General features: G+C 68.4%; 13 protein-coding genes. 3 read left to right on the top strand and 10 right to left on the bottom strand.

Annotated features, from left to right (window positions below):
- Nucleotides 1-6: 6 nt before the first annotated feature.
- The 3 genes from CDOO_RS05935 to CDOO_RS05925 form a co-directional block, all read right to left on the bottom strand.
- Nucleotides 7-867 carry a sigma factor-like helix-turn-helix DNA-binding protein gene (locus tag CDOO_RS05935; protein WP_018022156.1) on the bottom strand — a complete coding sequence of 287 codons (861 nt, stop codon included), beginning with the start codon at nucleotides 865-867 and terminating at the stop codon, nucleotides 7-9.
- Nucleotides 834-1,205, bottom strand: coding sequence for a carboxymuconolactone decarboxylase family protein (locus CDOO_RS05930; RefSeq protein WP_051064066.1), 372 nt, complete (start codon nucleotides 1,203-1,205; stop codon nucleotides 834-836). Before CDOO_RS05930 ends, CDOO_RS05935 begins: the two co-directional genes overlap by 34 nt.
- Before the next feature lie 763 nt (nucleotides 1,206-1,968).
- On the bottom strand, nucleotides 1,969-2,349 hold the full coding sequence (locus tag CDOO_RS05925) for a carboxymuconolactone decarboxylase family protein (protein WP_018022158.1): 381 nt from the start codon (nucleotides 2,347-2,349) through the stop codon (nucleotides 1,969-1,971).
- A gap of 62 nt (nucleotides 2,350-2,411) precedes the next feature.
- Here CDOO_RS05925 and CDOO_RS05920 point away from each other — a divergent pair, with 62 nt between their 5' ends.
- Nucleotides 2,412-3,206, top strand: a complete 795-nt coding sequence (locus CDOO_RS05920; RefSeq protein WP_018022159.1) for a spermidine synthase — start codon at nucleotides 2,412-2,414, stop codon at nucleotides 3,204-3,206.
- Nucleotides 3,207-3,218: 12 nt separating this feature from the next.
- Here CDOO_RS05920 and CDOO_RS05915 read toward each other — a convergent pair whose 3' ends face one another.
- Genes CDOO_RS05915 through CDOO_RS05890 form a run of 6 tightly spaced genes read right to left on the bottom strand, consistent with a single transcriptional unit; the run spans nucleotide 3,219 to nucleotide 8,935 of the window.
- A complete protein-coding gene (locus CDOO_RS05915; protein ID WP_018022160.1) occupies nucleotides 3,219-4,325 on the bottom strand; it encodes a cysteine desulfurase family protein in 1,107 nt (368 codons plus the stop codon).
- A complete protein-coding gene (locus CDOO_RS05910; protein WP_018022161.1) occupies nucleotides 4,326-5,279 on the bottom strand; it encodes an electron transfer flavoprotein subunit alpha/FixB family protein in 954 nt (317 codons plus the stop codon).
- A gap of 14 nt (nucleotides 5,280-5,293) precedes the next feature.
- Entirely contained in the window at nucleotides 5,294-6,085 is a 792-nt protein-coding gene (locus CDOO_RS05905) for an electron transfer flavoprotein subunit beta/FixA family protein (RefSeq protein WP_018022162.1), read from the bottom strand.
- Nucleotides 6,086-6,133: 48 nt separating this feature from the next.
- Nucleotides 6,134-7,234 carry a THUMP-like domain-containing protein gene (locus tag CDOO_RS05900; protein WP_018022163.1) on the bottom strand — a complete coding sequence of 367 codons (1,101 nt, stop codon included), beginning with the start codon at nucleotides 7,232-7,234 and terminating at the stop codon, nucleotides 6,134-6,136.
- On the bottom strand, nucleotides 7,218-8,081 hold the full coding sequence (locus tag CDOO_RS05895) for an NUDIX hydrolase (RefSeq protein WP_018022164.1): 864 nt from the start codon (nucleotides 8,079-8,081) through the stop codon (nucleotides 7,218-7,220). Before CDOO_RS05895 ends, CDOO_RS05900 begins: the two co-directional genes overlap by 17 nt.
- A gap of 11 nt (nucleotides 8,082-8,092) precedes the next feature.
- Nucleotides 8,093-8,935: an ABC transporter ATP-binding protein gene (locus tag CDOO_RS05890; RefSeq protein ID WP_026159397.1), complete on the bottom strand. Its 843-nt coding sequence runs from the start codon at nucleotides 8,933-8,935 to the stop codon at nucleotides 8,093-8,095.
- A gap of 111 nt (nucleotides 8,936-9,046) precedes the next feature.
- On the opposite strand from CDOO_RS05890, the gene CDOO_RS05885 reads away from it, so the two are divergent.
- Nucleotides 9,047-11,050 (top strand): alpha-1,4-glucan--maltose-1-phosphate maltosyltransferase, encoded by a 2,004-nt coding sequence (locus CDOO_RS05885; protein WP_018022166.1) that lies wholly within the window; start codon nucleotides 9,047-9,049, stop codon nucleotides 11,048-11,050.
- A 78-nt stretch (nucleotides 11,051-11,128) separates the two neighbouring features.
- Entirely contained in the window at nucleotides 11,129-13,309 is a 2,181-nt protein-coding gene (glgB, locus tag CDOO_RS05880; RefSeq protein WP_018022167.1) for a 1,4-alpha-glucan branching protein GlgB, read from the top strand.
- Here glgB and CDOO_RS05875 read toward each other — a convergent pair.
- Nucleotides 13,306-14,505 carry an MFS transporter gene (locus CDOO_RS05875; protein WP_018022168.1) on the bottom strand — a complete coding sequence of 400 codons (1,200 nt, stop codon included), beginning with the start codon at nucleotides 14,503-14,505 and terminating at the stop codon, nucleotides 13,306-13,308. The genes glgB and CDOO_RS05875 overlap by 4 nt on opposite strands.

Genomic DNA, 14,505 nt, shown 5'->3' with positions numbered 1-14,505 from the left:
TACACCCTACTCATCCCCGGATGACGCAGTCCATGAGCCGGGGTCGCACACACGTTTCGACGGATTCTGCTGCACTTGAATCCCGGTGATCCGCTCACCGTCGGTCTCCAGCACGACCCAGCGTTCCATATCGGTCGAGTGAGCCACCAGAACCGGCCCGCCGATTCCCTGGCGAACGCCGAAGCTGGGCGCGCCGTATTTGTGGAAGATCCCGTGCAGGAAGCGGGCCACCTTGTCCCTGCCCGCCACGGGGTTGAGCGCGGCGCGGCTCAGACCTCCGGAATCCGTCCACAGAACCGCGCCTTCCGACAGTTCGCTGACAAATCCCGGCAGGTCACCGCGCTGCAGGAGCCCGGCCAGCTTCTGCACGAGATCGGGCTCCGCGACGGCCACCGGACCCTCCGCTCGCAGCGCACCGCGTGCCCGGGACAGGCGTTGACGCACCGCCGCCGGGGTCAGTCCCAGCGCCGCGGCCATCTCGGGCCCGGTGAACCCGGCGACGTCGGCAAGCACCACCAGCGCCCGGTCCAGCGGCGCCAGCGTCTGTATCAACCGCACCACCGCAGCATCCACCTCCACGGAATCGGATTCGGTGGCCACGATGTCCGGCAACCACGGCCCGACATACTCGGTTCGTCGCCGCTCGGCGGACGTCGCGGCATCCAGGGCGAGACGCGTGACGACGACCGTCAACCACGCCGCCGGGTCCTCCGGGTCGTTCTCCAGCAGTTTCAGCAGTGCCTCGGACGCCACGTCCTCGGCGGACTGCCACTGCCCCAGGATCCGGTAGGCCAGCAGCGTCAGGCGTCGGTGGTGCTCGCGGTAGAGGCCGGCTACTTCCGGCTCAGGCGTCCGACGCGGTTCCATGCGTTGATCGTAGCCACGGCGGCGATGAGGTCCGCGGTGGTCTTCTCGCCGAGGACGGACAGGGTTTCGTCGATAAGCGAATCATCGGCGCCGTCCGTCAGTGTCGTGCCCATCTCCGTGAACCGCACGATGAGTTCCTCCCGGTCAGACTCGGGTGTCGGGTCGATGCCCTTCTCCCGCGCCTCCCTGGTGTGCATGTCCAGGCAGAACGTGCAGCCGTTGAGCTCGGAGGCGCGGATCTGCACGAGGAGGCGTTCCCGGGTGCTCAGTCCCCGGGAGGCGGCCTCGAGGGCGAGCATGGCAGCGTTGTAGCGGCGGGTTAATGAGATTGTTTCCATGACTGTCTGACGATTCAGCCCGCAAAGGTGTGACAAAGACCTGGTCGGCTGCCCCGTGTAGCTTCCGGTAACGCTTTGCGAAAGGCTGAAGTGGACCCCACCGTTGGATTCTGGGTCGAGGTCGCCCCTCTTGAGCAAGATTTGATAATCAGCGGTTCCGGATTCGCCCTGGAAGCTGCAATTTGCGCTATCCCGGGGGTCGGTTGGGCAGCATGCACTGTGGTCGGTGCGATCATCACTGGTGCAACCGTTGCCCTAGGCCCCCAAAAGGAATGCCCTGGACGAATGAAGATCCACTAAGCTTGGGCAGGAACTGCCCGCTCAACCTCGTGCAGCTAAATTTCTACGCCAAAGAAATGTTGATTAATTGAAACGCCCTAAAGTCTCAGTAAATGCCATTATAGTTGCTCTGTTTGGGTTGGCTATTTCTGGATACGTCGCGTTCACGAATAGATCTCTGCTTGCGTTTGTTGCCTTGTTGGCATTGACCATCGCGGCTGCAGTTTTGGTTAATATCGCCAAAAGCAACAATTCGGAATAGTCTTTAACCGTCCGCAGAACGCGAAGCCATCGAGCTCGGAGGCACGGATCTAAACAATGAGACGCTCCCGGGTGCTCAGTCCCGGGGAGGCTGCCTCGAAGGAAATCTTTGCGGGATTGTAGCGGCGGGTTAGTAACTTTATCTCGATACCTATTTAACTATGCACCCAGTCGCGGTCTGACAAGTGCCAGGCGAAATGCCTTCCCTGAAACCGCCCGGCCATCAACAAGAACTACAGCCGCCCGCGAGCCTCCCGACCCGGTTCCACGCATTAATCACGGCCACCGCCGCGATGAGGTTGGCGGTATCTTCCTCGCCCAACACTGACAGAGCCTCGTCGATCGGCGCATCGTCAGCGCCGTCCGCGAGCCTGGTCCCCATTTCCGTGAACCGAACGATCAGCTCCTCTCTCGCGTCGACCGGCGCAATGTCGATCCCTTCATCCTCCGCCTCCTCAGTGTGCATGTCGATGCAGTACGTGCAGCCATTGATACGCGACGCGGTGATCTGGACGATGAGTCGCTCGCGCGTGGAAAGCCCCCGAGAGGCCACGTCCGCCGCCATCATCGCGGCCTGGAAAGTCTTGCTCGTTTCTATGCTCATCGTCTCCAGAATGCCCTGCCCACCAGCACCGCGACAACCAGGTGCGGCTAAGGTCTCTCTCCATGTCCCCCACCCCCGGCACCTACGACATTTCCACCGGTACCGCCGAGATTCAGCCGGATGACCTGCGCCGCGACGGTTACCTCCTCTACGTCAACGGCGTGCCCTCCTCCCACATCGTGGTCGGCGAGCCGCGGGAGCTGGAGTTCGAGTACATGCGGTGGATCGCGGGGATGGTGGAGAGCTTCGTCGATAAGCCAGAGAAGCTCCGCATCACCCACCTCGGCGGCGGCGCGTGCACGCTGGCCAGGTACTTCGCCGATGTGTGGCCGACCTCGCGCAACACCGTCGTCGAGCTCGACGCGAAGCTCGGAGAGCTGGTGCGCGAACAGTTCGACATCCCCCGCTCCCCGACGGTGAAGATCCGCGCCGGCGACGCCCGCGAGGTCACCGACGGTTTCCTGCCCGCGAGCAGGGACATCATCATCCGGGACGTCTTCTCCGGCAACACCACCCCGAAAAACCTGTCGACGGTCGACTTCTACCGGTCCGCCCACCGCAGCCTCGCCCCGGGCGGGCTGTACGTGGCCAACTGCGGCACCCACGCCGATCTCAAGGAGGCCAAGGAGGAGCTGGCCGGCATGGCCGAGGTCTTCGAACACCTAGGGGTGATCGCGGACCCTCCGATGCTCAAGGGCCGGCGCTACGGCAACGTCGTCCTCATCGGGTCGGATGCGCCGCTCGCGTCGACCCCGGAACTGAACCGCACGCTGCTCGGCGGCGCCATGCCCGCTCAGTTCAAGGACGACGCCTGGGTGCGCTCCTTCTTCTCCGGTGCCCGGTCGCGGCGGGACTGACGCGCGGAATACTCAGCGCAGCCCAGCCACCCGTGCGCGCGCGACCACGTCCGCGAGGTGACGCGACACCGCGTCCACGTCCTCCGCGGTGGTCGTGCGCCCCAGGGTGAGGCGCAGGGAGCCGATCCCGTCGGACATCTGCACCCCCATCGCCTCGAGCACGTGGGACATCCGGTTCACCCCGGAGTGGCATGCCGAGCCGGTGGCGGCCTCGATGCCCAGGGAGTCCAGGAGCATGATCATGGAGTCGCCGTCCGCGCCGGGGAAGGACACGTGCAGGTGCCCGGGCAGCACCGGCTCGACGGAGTTGACCACCACGTCGTCGACCGTGGCGAGGATGTTGTCGCGCAGGGTGTTGCGCAGCTCGGCGATACGGACGTCCTCGGCGGCCATCTCCCCGACGGCCTCCCGCAGGGCCGCCGCGAGCGCGGCCGCCGAGGCGACGTCCACGGTCCCGGGGCGGATCCCACGCTCCTGGCCGCCGCCGTGGATGATCGCGGTCGGGGCCGGGGAACGCCGGGCCAGCAGGAATCCCGCCCCGCGCGGCCCACCGAACTTGTGTGCCGAGCTGGCCAGCGTGGTCACCCCGAGGTCGTGGAAGTGGATGGGCAGTTTCGCCACCGCCTGCACGGCGTCGACGTGCACCGGGGTATCTCCCGCGCGGGCGACGATCTCTGCCACCGGCTGGATCGCCCCGGTCTCGTTGTTGGCGTACATGCACGTCGCCAGCGCGGCCGGCGTTTCCAGGGCCGAGAGGTCACTCACGTGGCCGGAACGGTCCACGGGGAGGAACTCGACGTCGGCGCCGAGCGCGGCGACGGTCTCGCCGACCGCGGGGTGTTCGATCTCGGTGCTCACCACCCGGGTCAGCTCGGAGGCCCGGTAGAGGCCCTGGACGGCCAAGTTGTCCGCCTCCGTGCCCGAGGCCGTGAAGATCACCTCGACGGGGTCCGCGCCCATGATCTCGGCGACGGACTCGCGGGCGTCGTCGAGCACGCTGCGTGCCCGCCGCCCCGCGCCGTACTGCGAGCCGGGGTTGAGCGCGCCGGCGTGTTCGATCCAGGCGTCGACGGCCACCTGCCGCATCGGGGAGGTGGCGGCGTGATCGAGGTAGACCATCTACCTGCGGCCCGCGATCTCCGCCGTCAGCGCCGGGACGATCTCGTGCAGGTCACCGACCACGCCGAGGTCGGCGATGCGGAAGAAGGGCTCGTCCTGGTCGTGGTTGATGACGACGATGGTGCCGGAGGTCTGCATTCCGGCCACGTGCTGGATGGCACCGGAGATGCCCAGGCCGATGTAGAGGTCGGGGGCGACGGTCACGCCGGTCTGACCCACCTGGGTCTCCGCCGGGTACCAGCCTTCGTCGGTGACGTCGCGGGTCGCGCCCACGGCCGCGCCGAGGGCGTCGGCGAGTGGCTCCACCACCTCGGAGAATCCTTCGACGGACCCGACACCGCGGCCGCCGGCGACAACGACCTTGGCCCCGGCGAGTGCCGGGCGTGCGCCCGCCTCGGCCGGGGTGAAGGAGGTGACGGTGACGTCCTTCGCGCTGGCTGGCGGCAGCTGCATCGGTGCGAGTGCGCCGGCGCCGGGCTGCGGCGCGGCGGCGACGGCTCCGGGTCGCACGGTGTAGATCGGGCAGGTGCCACCGACGGCGGCGGTGGTGTCCACGGTCCCGCCGAAGACCTCGTGCGCGGCGGTACGGTCAGCGTTGATCGCGGAGACATTGGCCAGCACGCCGGAGGCGAGCCGGGCGCCGAGGCGGCCGGCGATCTCGTTGCCCGCCTGGGTGGCGGCGAGGACGATCGGCGCGGGGTTCGCGGCGCCGAGGGCGTGCAGCGCGTCGACCTCGGGGGTGACGATCCGGCGGGAGTAGTCCGCGGCGGAGGCGTCGATGACCTGCTCCGCGCCCAACGCAGCGAGCGCGGGCGCCAGCCCGGTAGCGGTGCCGGGTTCGCCGACCACGACGGCGGAGACGACGCCCAGTGGGCGGGCGGCGGTGATGAGCTCGGCGGTGACGTCCTTCAGGCGGCCGCGGTCGTGTTCGACCAGTACATAAACGTGAGCCATGACTTTCTCCTTTACTAGAGCAGCCCGCGCGAGGCGAGGTAGTCGGCGATCTCCCGCGCCGCTGCGGCGGGGTCGGATGCCTGGATGATCTGGCCGGCGGTGCGCGCCGGCCGGGGCGAGGAGGACAGGACGCGGGTGGCGGAGCTCTCCAGTCCCACCTGCGCCGGGTCGACACCAATCTGCGCGAGGGAGTACACCGTGATCTCGTGCGCCTTGGCCGCCTTCATACGTTTGAAGTTGGGGTAACGCGGCTTGTCGGCCTTGTCCGTTACGGTGAGGATCGCGGGTGTCTGGGCCTCGAGCGAGTAGGTGCCCCGGTCGTCGTGACGCGTCGCGGTGAGCGTCGTACCGGTCAGGGCGACGTCGGTGACCGAGGTCAGCGCCGGGACCTGGCGGTATTCCGCCAGCAGCCCGGCGAGCAGGCCGGTCTCCCCGTCGGAGGAGGAAGCACCGGCGACGATGATCCGCACGTCGTCGATCTGGCCCAGCAGGCTGTTCAGTGCCCACGCCGTGGCGATGGCGTCCGAGCCGGCCAGCGCGTCGTCGGTGAGCCGGACGGCGTCGTCGGCACCCATGGCCAGGGCCTTACGCAGCGCCTCGTCGGCGGCTTCCGGGCCCATGGTCGCGGCGATGACCGTGAGGGAGTCGTCCGCCTCCTTCAGCCGCAGCGCCTGCTCGACCGCGTATTCGTTGACCTCGTCGATGACGGAGTCCACACCCGCGCGGTCGAGGGTGTGGTCGGGCGAGAGGGTCTTGGTGGACCAGGTGTCGGGCACGTGTTTGACGAGCACCACGATGGCGGGCATCCGCAGTCACCTTTCGATCGGGGACAGAGACATAATTGCCCTCCCAGGTTACGCCACGGCCTCCCGGTGCTCCCGCTCCGCGCAGATCAGCGCCACTCCGGTCGATCCGATACGGGTCACCACCACGGCCATCGGCCGCGATCCCTTCGGCGCCAGCTTCTTGCGCAGCTGGTCCGGGTCGACGTCGACGCCGCGTACGAGGATCTCCAGCGACCCCGGGCCGTAGGGTTTCAGGGCCGCGCGCAGCCTCTTCAGCGGCACCTGCTCCAGGATCTCGAACCCGGAGTACCCGGCGGGGATGCTGTCGCCGGTGACGTAGGCGATGCGTTCGTCGAGCATCCACAGGCCCTCCCGGCGCGCGAAGTGGCGCACCAGCCCGGCGCGGACGACGGCCCCGTCCGGGTCGATGAGGTAGCGCCCCGGCGCCCCCGCCCCGACGTCGTCGGGTTCCAGGTCGGTGATCCGGTCCAGGAAGGTCCCGTGGATGACCGCTTCTCGACGCTCCCTGCCCGCCAGTCCCCCGGTGTACAGGCAGGTCTCCTTCACCCCGCCGCCCACCGACGAGACGCTGACCAGCCCGTCCCACTCCGAGTAGTCGATGCCCGGCGCGCACTTGATGGCCATCTCGTGCCCGGCCCAGGCGTCGATGAGATCGGGCAGCGGCGGGATGGTGTCGCGGATGCGGCGCCCGCCACTGCGGCGGGCGGGGTCGGCGACGATGACCGCGCCGCGGCTGACCGGGGTCAGCGCGTCGGCGCGCACCAGCCACGGATCGCCGAGGTTGAGCCGGGCCATCTCGAGCCGGCCGACGTCGAGGTCGCTGCCCAGCCACGGGCCCTGCGCGTACAGCCCCTCGGTGCCGATGGAGCAGGTCACGTCGTGCACGAGGCGCTCCCCGATGCGCCGGGAACGCTCGCGGGCCACCGGCAGCGGGGTGGCCTGCTGCACCGAGTCGGTGTCGACGAACCAGTCCCTGGGGACCTTGCCCGACGCCCTGGCAGTGAGCAGCTCCATGACGGCGCGGGCGTGGTCGCCGTAGGCGGCGCGGGCCAGGCGGGCGTCGTCAAGCAGTGTCTTTTTTGTCAGTCCCAGCTCCACGGAGAGGTCCGCGGTGGCGAGGAACGCCAGTTCCTCACGGGTGAAGGCCACGGTATTTCCCGATCCTGTCGACGGGGCGCTGGGTGTAGTACTCCGCGTATCGACGGTCGTTGACCGGCGTGCCCACCACCGGCCGCAGATCCGCGTTCTCAGCGGCCGCGAGCACCTCGGCCACCGTGGCGTGGTTGGTGAGTTCGTTGATCTGGGCCCACGTGGGCACGACAAACCGCACCAGCCCGTTGCGCCACCCCTCCATGAGCAGCGCCGGCGGGAACCAGTTCGCGTCGTCGGCCTCGGAGGTGTCGCCGTCCGGGGTCTGCCCCTCCGGCATCGCGGCGACGAAAGAATGGGTGTCGAACCAGTTGCCGGACTCGGAGACCCCCACCCACCGGGCCCAGGGGGCGACGAGGTCGGAGCGCACCTTGAGCCCGTTGTCCCGGAGGACGTCCGTGATGGACTTGCGGTGGCTGATGAGCGCGAACCGCTCCTCGTGCAGATAGGTGGCGTCCGGGATGGTGTTGCCGTCCGCGTCGACCGCCAGCAGCGTGCCCGTCTCCTCGAAGAGCTCGCGGACCGCGGCGAGCACCAGGGCGTGCGCCTTGTACTTGGTGGTGCCCATGCGCCGAGCGACCATCACCGCGGACGGGCCGGTCCAGACGTCGCCGGAGTCCCAGGAACGGTCCGGCAGGTCGCGGACATCCACCCCGCCCCCGGGAAAGACCGTCATCCCGGGGTAGTTCGTCATGGTGGAGACCCGTTCCTGGACCCACACCTCCAGCCCGGAATCCCCGTCGCGGACGAGCAGGACGGTCGCCGCCAGCCGGCCCCCGTTGTAGCCGGAGGTGTCACCGACGTCGATTCTGTCGCCGGCGTCGCTGGAGAACGCTCCGGATGCCATGACACCCCACCCTACTTGCGGTGCGTGCCCCCGCGGCGAACGCGGTGCGCGAAGTAACGGTCGCCCATCTTGTCCACGGAGATCGGCTGATGGAAGGCCTTGGAGACGTTCTCACTGGTGAGCACGTCATCGATGAGTCCCTGGGCGACCACGCTGCCCTCGTCGAGAAGCAGGGCATGGGTGAAGCCGTAGGGGATCTCTTCCACGTGGTGGGTGATCATGACGATCGCCGGCGCGTCCGGATCCAGTGCCAGATCCCCCAGGTAACCCACCAGATCCTCGCGCCCGCCCAGGTCCATGCCCGCGCCGGGCTCGTCGAGGATGAGCAGCTCCGGGTTGGTCATCATCGCCCGCGCCACCAGGACACGCTTGCGCTCGCCCTCGGACAGCGTGCCCCACGTGCGGTTGAACAGGTGCAGTGCGCCCACCTGCTCGAGGATCTCCGTGGCCTGGGCGCGGTCCAGCTCGTCGTACTCCTCCATCCACCGGCCGAGCACGGCGTAACCCGCGGAGATCACCAGGTCGCCGGCCTTCTCCTCGGGCGGCACGCGGTTGCTCAGCGAGGACGAGGAGATGCCGATCTGCGCCCGGAGGTCCCGCATGTCCGTGCGCCCGATCCGCTCGCCGATGATGAACGCGGTGCCCGAAGTGGGAAACGCCTCCGCCGCGGCCATGCGCACCAGCGTGGTCTTGCCGGCGCCGTTGGGCCCGACGATGACCCAGCGCTCGTCGAGCTCCACCTGCCAGTCGATCGGGCCGACGAGGTCGCGGCCGCCGCGGGAGAAGGTCACCCCGCGGAAATCTATGAGCAGGTCGGGATTCGGGGTCATGTCTTGATCAGTCACGGGCCCCATTGTGGCGGAAAATCCTCGCCCACGGTGCGAGTGACACCACTCGGTTAACCTGGGAACCGTAAACGCCGCACACAGCCAGCAGACACGTTCAGCGAAAGGGATCTCCTCACCATGACCGGTCGACTAGGAATTGACGACGTCCGCCCCCAGGTATCCGGGCGCACACTCCCCTCCAAGGCGGTGGTGGGTGAGGTGGTCCCCGTCAGCGCACTCGTCTGGCGCGAGGGACACGACGCCATTGCCGCCACCCTCACCGTCCTCGCGCCGGGAGCCACGCAGGACCAGGCCATCCACATGCACGCCGAGCCCCTCAACCCCGACCGCGTCCACGGCGTCTTCGTCCCCGACGAGGTGGGCACGTGGGAGTTCCGTGTCGACGCGTGGTCCGACGTCATCGCCACCTGGCGCAACGCCGTGACCAAGAAGATCGGCGCGGGCCAGGGTCCGGCTGAGCTGGCCAACGACCTCGCCCACGGAGTCGAGCTCTTCGAGCGCGCCGCTCGCCAGGCCCCCTCGAGCGAGTCCGAGGTGCTGCTGGCCGCTGCCCGCGACCTGGGCAACGACGAACTCGAGCTCGCCGACCGCGTCGAGGTGGCCCTCAGCGACGAGGCCACCGAGGTGCTCGACGACTTTCCCCTGCGTGACCTGCTTCAGCGGGGCGACACCCACGAGGTCAAGGTCGAGCGCACCGACGCGCTGTTCAACTCCTGGTACGAGCTCTTCCCCCGCTCCACCGGCAAGGAGGGTGAGCACGGCACCTTCGCCACCACCGCCGACGCCCTGGACCGGGTCGCACGCATGGGCTTCGACACCGTCTACTTCCCCCCGATCCACCCCATCGGCGAGGTCAACCGCAAGGGCCGCAACAACTCCCTGACCCCCGACTCCACGGACGTCGGCTCGCCGTGGGCCATCGGTTCGGCCGCTGGCGGTCACGACGCCGTCCACCCCGACCTGGGCACCATGGAGGACTTCCGCGCCCTCGTCGCCCGCGCCGAGGACCTCGGCCTCGAGGTCGCCATCGACTTCGCGCTCCAGGCCGCCCCGGACCACCCGTGGGCCACGGAGCACCGGGACTTCTTCACCGAGCTGGCCGACGGCACCATCGCCTACGCCGAGAACCCGCCGAAGAAGTACCAGGACATCTACCCCATCAACTTCGACAACAACCCGGAGGTCATCTACAAGGAGGTCTACCGGGTGGTGAAGTTCTGGGTCGACAACGGCGTGCGCACCTTCCGCGTGGACAACCCGCACACCAAGCCGGCCAACTTCTGGCACTGGCTCATCGCCGAGATCCACAAGACCAACCCGGACGTCATCTTCCTCGCCGAGGCCTTCACCCGCCCGGCACGCCTGTTCGGCCTGGCCAAGGCCGGGTTCTCCCAGTCCTACACCTACTTCACGTGGAAGACGACCAAGGCGGAGCTCACCGAGTTCGGCGAGATGATCGCCGAACAGGCAGACATCTCGCGCCCCAACCTCTTCGTCAACACCCCGGACATCCTGCACGAGTCGCTGCAGACCGGTGGCCGGGCGATGTTCGCCATCCGCGCGGTGCTCGCGGCCACCATGTCCCCGCTGTGGGGCGTGTACTCCGGCTACGAGCTCTACGAGCATGAGGCCGTCGCCGAGGGCAGCGAGGAATACCTGGACTCGGAGAAGTACCAGATCCGCCACCGGGACTTCGACGCGGCGCTGGCCTCCGGGGACTCCCTGGAGCCGTTCATCACCACCCTCAACACCATCCGCCGCGAGCAGCCGGCGCTGCAGCAGCTGCGCACCCTGCACTTCCACGAGGTCGACAACGACCAGATCATCGCCTACTCCAAGGTCGATCCCCTCACCGGCAACACCGTGCTCGTGGTGGTCAACCTCGATCCCGACTGGGCACAGGAGGGCACCGTGCACGTCGACTTCGGGGCCATCGGCCGCGAGCCCGGTGAGCTCGGCGTCCACGACCTCATCACGGGCTCCGACTACACCTGGGGCGAGCACAACTTCGTCCGCCTCGAGCCGAAGGCCGATGTCGCGCACGTGTTCGTCCTCCAGGACGTGCCGGTGGAGAACCGCGAGCGTGTGGCCTGGCGCGAGATCAGCGACTACCGCGGATAACCCTCCCGGACGCAGTACACCCCCCGGGCACGAAGAAATTCGTGCCGGGGGTTTCTGTTTGCAGGTACGGTTTGTGACATGACTGCGATATCCGGGATACCCCAGGAAGACCTGACTCGCCTCGCCGAATGTCGGCACCACTCTCCGCACGACATCTACGGGTGGCACCAGACCGACACGGGTTCCGTGATCCGCACCCGTCAGCTGGGCGCGGAGAGCGTGGAGCTGCTCATCCACAACGACTCGGTGGAGATGACCCCGCTGGGCATGGATCTCTTCGAGGTGGAGATCGAGGATAAACTCGCCCCGGACTACCGCCTGCACGTCCACTACCCGGAGGCGTCGAAGATCATCTCCGACCCCTACCGTTTCCTGCCGACGGTCAGCGAGTTCGACCAGCACCTCATCAGCGAGGGCCGCCACGAACGCCTGTGGGAGGTCCTCGGCGCCAACGTGCACTCGTACCACACCACCGGCGGCGAGGTCACCGGCACCGCGTTCGCCGTGTGGGCGCCCAACGCCCGCGGCGTCGCCGTCGTCGGCGAGTTCTGCGCCTGGAACCCCAACCAGTACCCGATGCGTGCGCTGGGCTCCTCCGGTGTCTGGGAGATCTTCATCCCCGGCATCGGCGTGGGCACCGAGTACAAGTTCGCCGTGCAGACCCAGGACGGGCGTCGCCTGGACAAGGCCGACCCCATGGCCAAGGCGACGAAGGCACCGCCGGAGACCGTGTCCGTCGTCTCCACCACCTCGGACTACCAGTGGCGTGACTCCGAGTGGCTCGCCCAGCGCGCCCACCACGACGCCACCCAGGCGCCCATGAGCGTTTACGAGGTCCACCTCGGTTCCTGGCGCGTGGGCAAGGGTTACAAGGAGCTCGCCACCGAGCTGGTCGACTACGTCGCCGAGCAGGGTTTCACCCACGTCGAGTTCCTCCCCGTCGCCGAGCACCCCTTCGGCGGCTCCTGGGGTTACCAGGTGTCCGGCTACTACGCCCCCACCGCCCGCTGGGGCACCCCGGACGAGTTCCGTGCCCTGGTGGACGCGTTCCACGACCGCGGCATCGGCGTCCTCGTCGACTGGGTGCCCGCGCACTTTCCCAAGGACGACTGGGCGCTGGCACGTTTCGACGGCACCGCGCTCTACGAGCACGCCGACTGGCGACGCGGCGAGCAGAAGGACTGGGGCACCTACGTCTTCGACTTCGGCCGCAATGAGGTGCGCAACTTCCTCGTGGCCAACGCCCTCTACTGGATCGAGGAGTTCCACCTCGATGGCCTGCGAGTCGACGCCGTCGCCTCCATGCTCTACCTGGACTACTCCCGTAACGAGGGCGAGTGGCTGCCCAACGAGGACGGCAGCCGGGAAAACCACGACGCCGTGCAGTTCCTCCAGGAGTTCAACGCCACCGTCCACCGCGAGCACCCCGGCGTCGTGACCGTCGCCGAGGAGTCCACCGCATGGCCGGGAGTTACCGCCATGACCTCGGACAACGGCCTGGGATTCACCCTGAAGTGGAACATGGGCTGGATGAACGACACCCTGGAGTACTTCAGCCAGGATCCCATCAACCGCAGCCACCACCACGGCGGGCTGACCTTCTCCCTGGTCTACGCGTTCTCCGAGAAGTACGTGCTGCCCTTCAGCCACGACGAGGTCGTCCACGGCAAGAGTTCCCTCTGGGGCCGGATGCCCGGCGACGACTGGAACAAGGCCGCGGGCCTGCGCGCCCTCTACGGCTACATGTTCTCCCACCCGGGCAAGAAACTGCTGTTCATGGGCCAGGAGTTCGGCCAGACCGGGGAATGGGCCGAGGCGCACAGCGTCGACTGGTCCAACCTCGAAGGCTGGGGCCAGGAATACCACGAGGGCATCCAACGCCTGGTCCGCGACGCCAACCGCGTCTACTCCGCCACGCCGGCGCTGTACTCGCAGGACAACACCCCGGCCGGATTCCAGTGGATCAAGGGCGACGACGCACAGGGCAACGTCCTCGCCTACGTGCGCTGGAGCGCCGACGGCGACGCCCTGCTCGCCGTGGCCAACCTGTCCGGCGGCTCCCACCACGGCTACACGTTCGGCGTGCCGGGAGAGCACTGGGAGCTCGTGCTCAACACGGATGACGACGCCTACGCCGGCGCCGGCAACCACCTGCCCGTCTCGGTCACCGCGGAGCGCCGCGACTTCGACGGCCAGGAGCACGCGCTCACCGTCGACCTGCCCGCCAACAGCGTGCAGTGGTACCGCCTGGCGCGTTAACCCGACTGCCGGCCCGGGAGCCCCATCACCCGGGCCCAGCCGAGCATCCACGCAGCGCCGGCCAGCCCGATGACACCGGTGGCCAGTGACGCCGCACCGATTCCGGCCACGGCGATGAGCGCCGAGGCCGCCAGCGGGCCGGTGAAGCTGCCGGCGTTGTTGAAGATCGCCCACACACCCAGGAACGTCGGCCGGCCCTGGCCCGGGCTGAGATCCGCCCCGATGGTCATGTTGACCCCGGAGCCCAATCCGTTGCCCACCCCCATGACCAGGACGGCCACGACGAGCAGCCCCAGGCCGCCCGGTGCGCCGAGCATGAGGAATCCGCCGCCGAAGATGAGCAGGCACACCACCATGGTGGCCACTCTCCCCAGCCGGTCCTTGAGATAACCCCCGGGGACGATGAGGGAGATCTCCACGAGCGTCCCGACCGCGATGAGCACGGCAATCGTGGAGGCGCTCACCCCGATCTCCACGCCGACCAGCGGCACGATGATGGGATTGAGCGCGCGCAGCATCGCCAGGATGGTGACGGAGACGCCGGCGAGGAAGACGGCGGGCCAGCGGACGTCGAGACGCGAGACCTTCACCCGCGGGGCGCCGGTGTTCCTGCGGCCGGTCGCGCCGCCGAAGGAGCGGGCGCCGGGCAGGAAGAGGATGCCCACCGCGAGCAGCGCGCTCACGGCCGCCGCGACAAAGGGGGTCCACAGCGGGAACACCAGCAGCAGCGCCGCCGACAGCAGCGGCCCCAGCAGCCGGCCCACCCGCATGGAGCCGCCCAGCAGCGTCATCGCCCGGCCGACGTCCGCGGGGTCGACGGTCTCCGCGACCAGCGCCTGCCGCGCCAGCCCCCACATGTTCTGGATCGGCGCCATGAGCATGAGGCAGGCGGCATAGATCGGCAGCGCGGCCACGGGGTCGAGCGACAGCGTGACGACGATCGCCGCCGACACCACGACGGCCGCACCGGTGGCCGTGAGCATGGCCGCGCGGTCGCCGATGCGGTCAATGAGCTGGCCCGCCGGGACGGTGAGCAGCAGCGACACCAGCCCCTGGAGGGCGACGATGAGACTGGCCTGGCCCGCGGTCGCGCCGAGCTCGAGGGCGGCCACCACGAGCACCGGCAGGGTCGCTCCCGTGCCGACGGCGAAGAGCACCGACGGCGCGAGGACCGGCAGCAGGATCTGTCTGAGCAT

The organism is Corynebacterium doosanense CAU 212 = DSM 45436, from assembly GCF_000767055.1.
In the GTDB taxonomy this organism is placed as follows: Bacteria; Actinomycetota; Actinomycetes; order Mycobacteriales; family Mycobacteriaceae; genus Corynebacterium; species Corynebacterium doosanense.
The sequence above is the reverse complement of the archived record's forward strand: the minus strand, read 5'-3'. Positions and strand labels throughout refer to the sequence as shown.

What these genes read in the sequence shown, in the direction of transcription:
- CDOO_RS05895 (WP_018022164.1), bottom strand. Translation starts at nt 8,081, where the DNA reads ATGGCATCCGGAGCGTTCTCCAGCGACGCCGGCGACAGAATCGACGTC.
- CDOO_RS05930 (WP_051064066.1), bottom strand. Translation starts at nt 1,205, where the DNA reads ATGGAAACAATCTCATTAACCCGCCGCTACAACGCTGCCATGCTCGCC.
- CDOO_RS05875 (WP_018022168.1), bottom strand. Translation starts at nt 14,505, where the DNA reads ATGCTCAGACAGATCCTGCTGCCGGTCCTCGCGCCGTCGGTGCTCTTC.
- glgB (WP_018022167.1), top strand. Translation starts at nt 11,129, where the DNA reads ATGACTGCGATATCCGGGATACCCCAGGAAGACCTGACTCGCCTCGCC.
- CDOO_RS05910 (WP_018022161.1), bottom strand. Translation starts at nt 5,279, where the DNA reads ATGGCTCACGTTTATGTACTGGTCGAACACGACCGCGGCCGCCTGAAG.
- CDOO_RS05890 (WP_026159397.1), bottom strand. Translation starts at nt 8,935, where the DNA reads ATGGGGCCCGTGACTGATCAAGACATGACCCCGAATCCCGACCTGCTC.
- CDOO_RS05925 (WP_018022158.1), bottom strand. Translation starts at nt 2,349, where the DNA reads ATGAGCATAGAAACGAGCAAGACTTTCCAGGCCGCGATGATGGCGGCG.
- CDOO_RS05905 (WP_018022162.1), bottom strand. Translation starts at nt 6,085, where the DNA reads ATGCCCGCCATCGTGGTGCTCGTCAAACACGTGCCCGACACCTGGTCC.
- CDOO_RS05885 (WP_018022166.1), top strand. Translation starts at nt 9,047, where the DNA reads ATGACCGGTCGACTAGGAATTGACGACGTCCGCCCCCAGGTATCCGGG.
- CDOO_RS05915 (WP_018022160.1), bottom strand. Translation starts at nt 4,325, where the DNA reads ATGGTCTACCTCGATCACGCCGCCACCTCCCCGATGCGGCAGGTGGCC.
- CDOO_RS05935 (WP_018022156.1), bottom strand. Translation starts at nt 867, where the DNA reads ATGGAACCGCGTCGGACGCCTGAGCCGGAAGTAGCCGGCCTCTACCGC.
- CDOO_RS05920 (WP_018022159.1), top strand. Translation starts at nt 2,412, where the DNA reads ATGTCCCCCACCCCCGGCACCTACGACATTTCCACCGGTACCGCCGAG.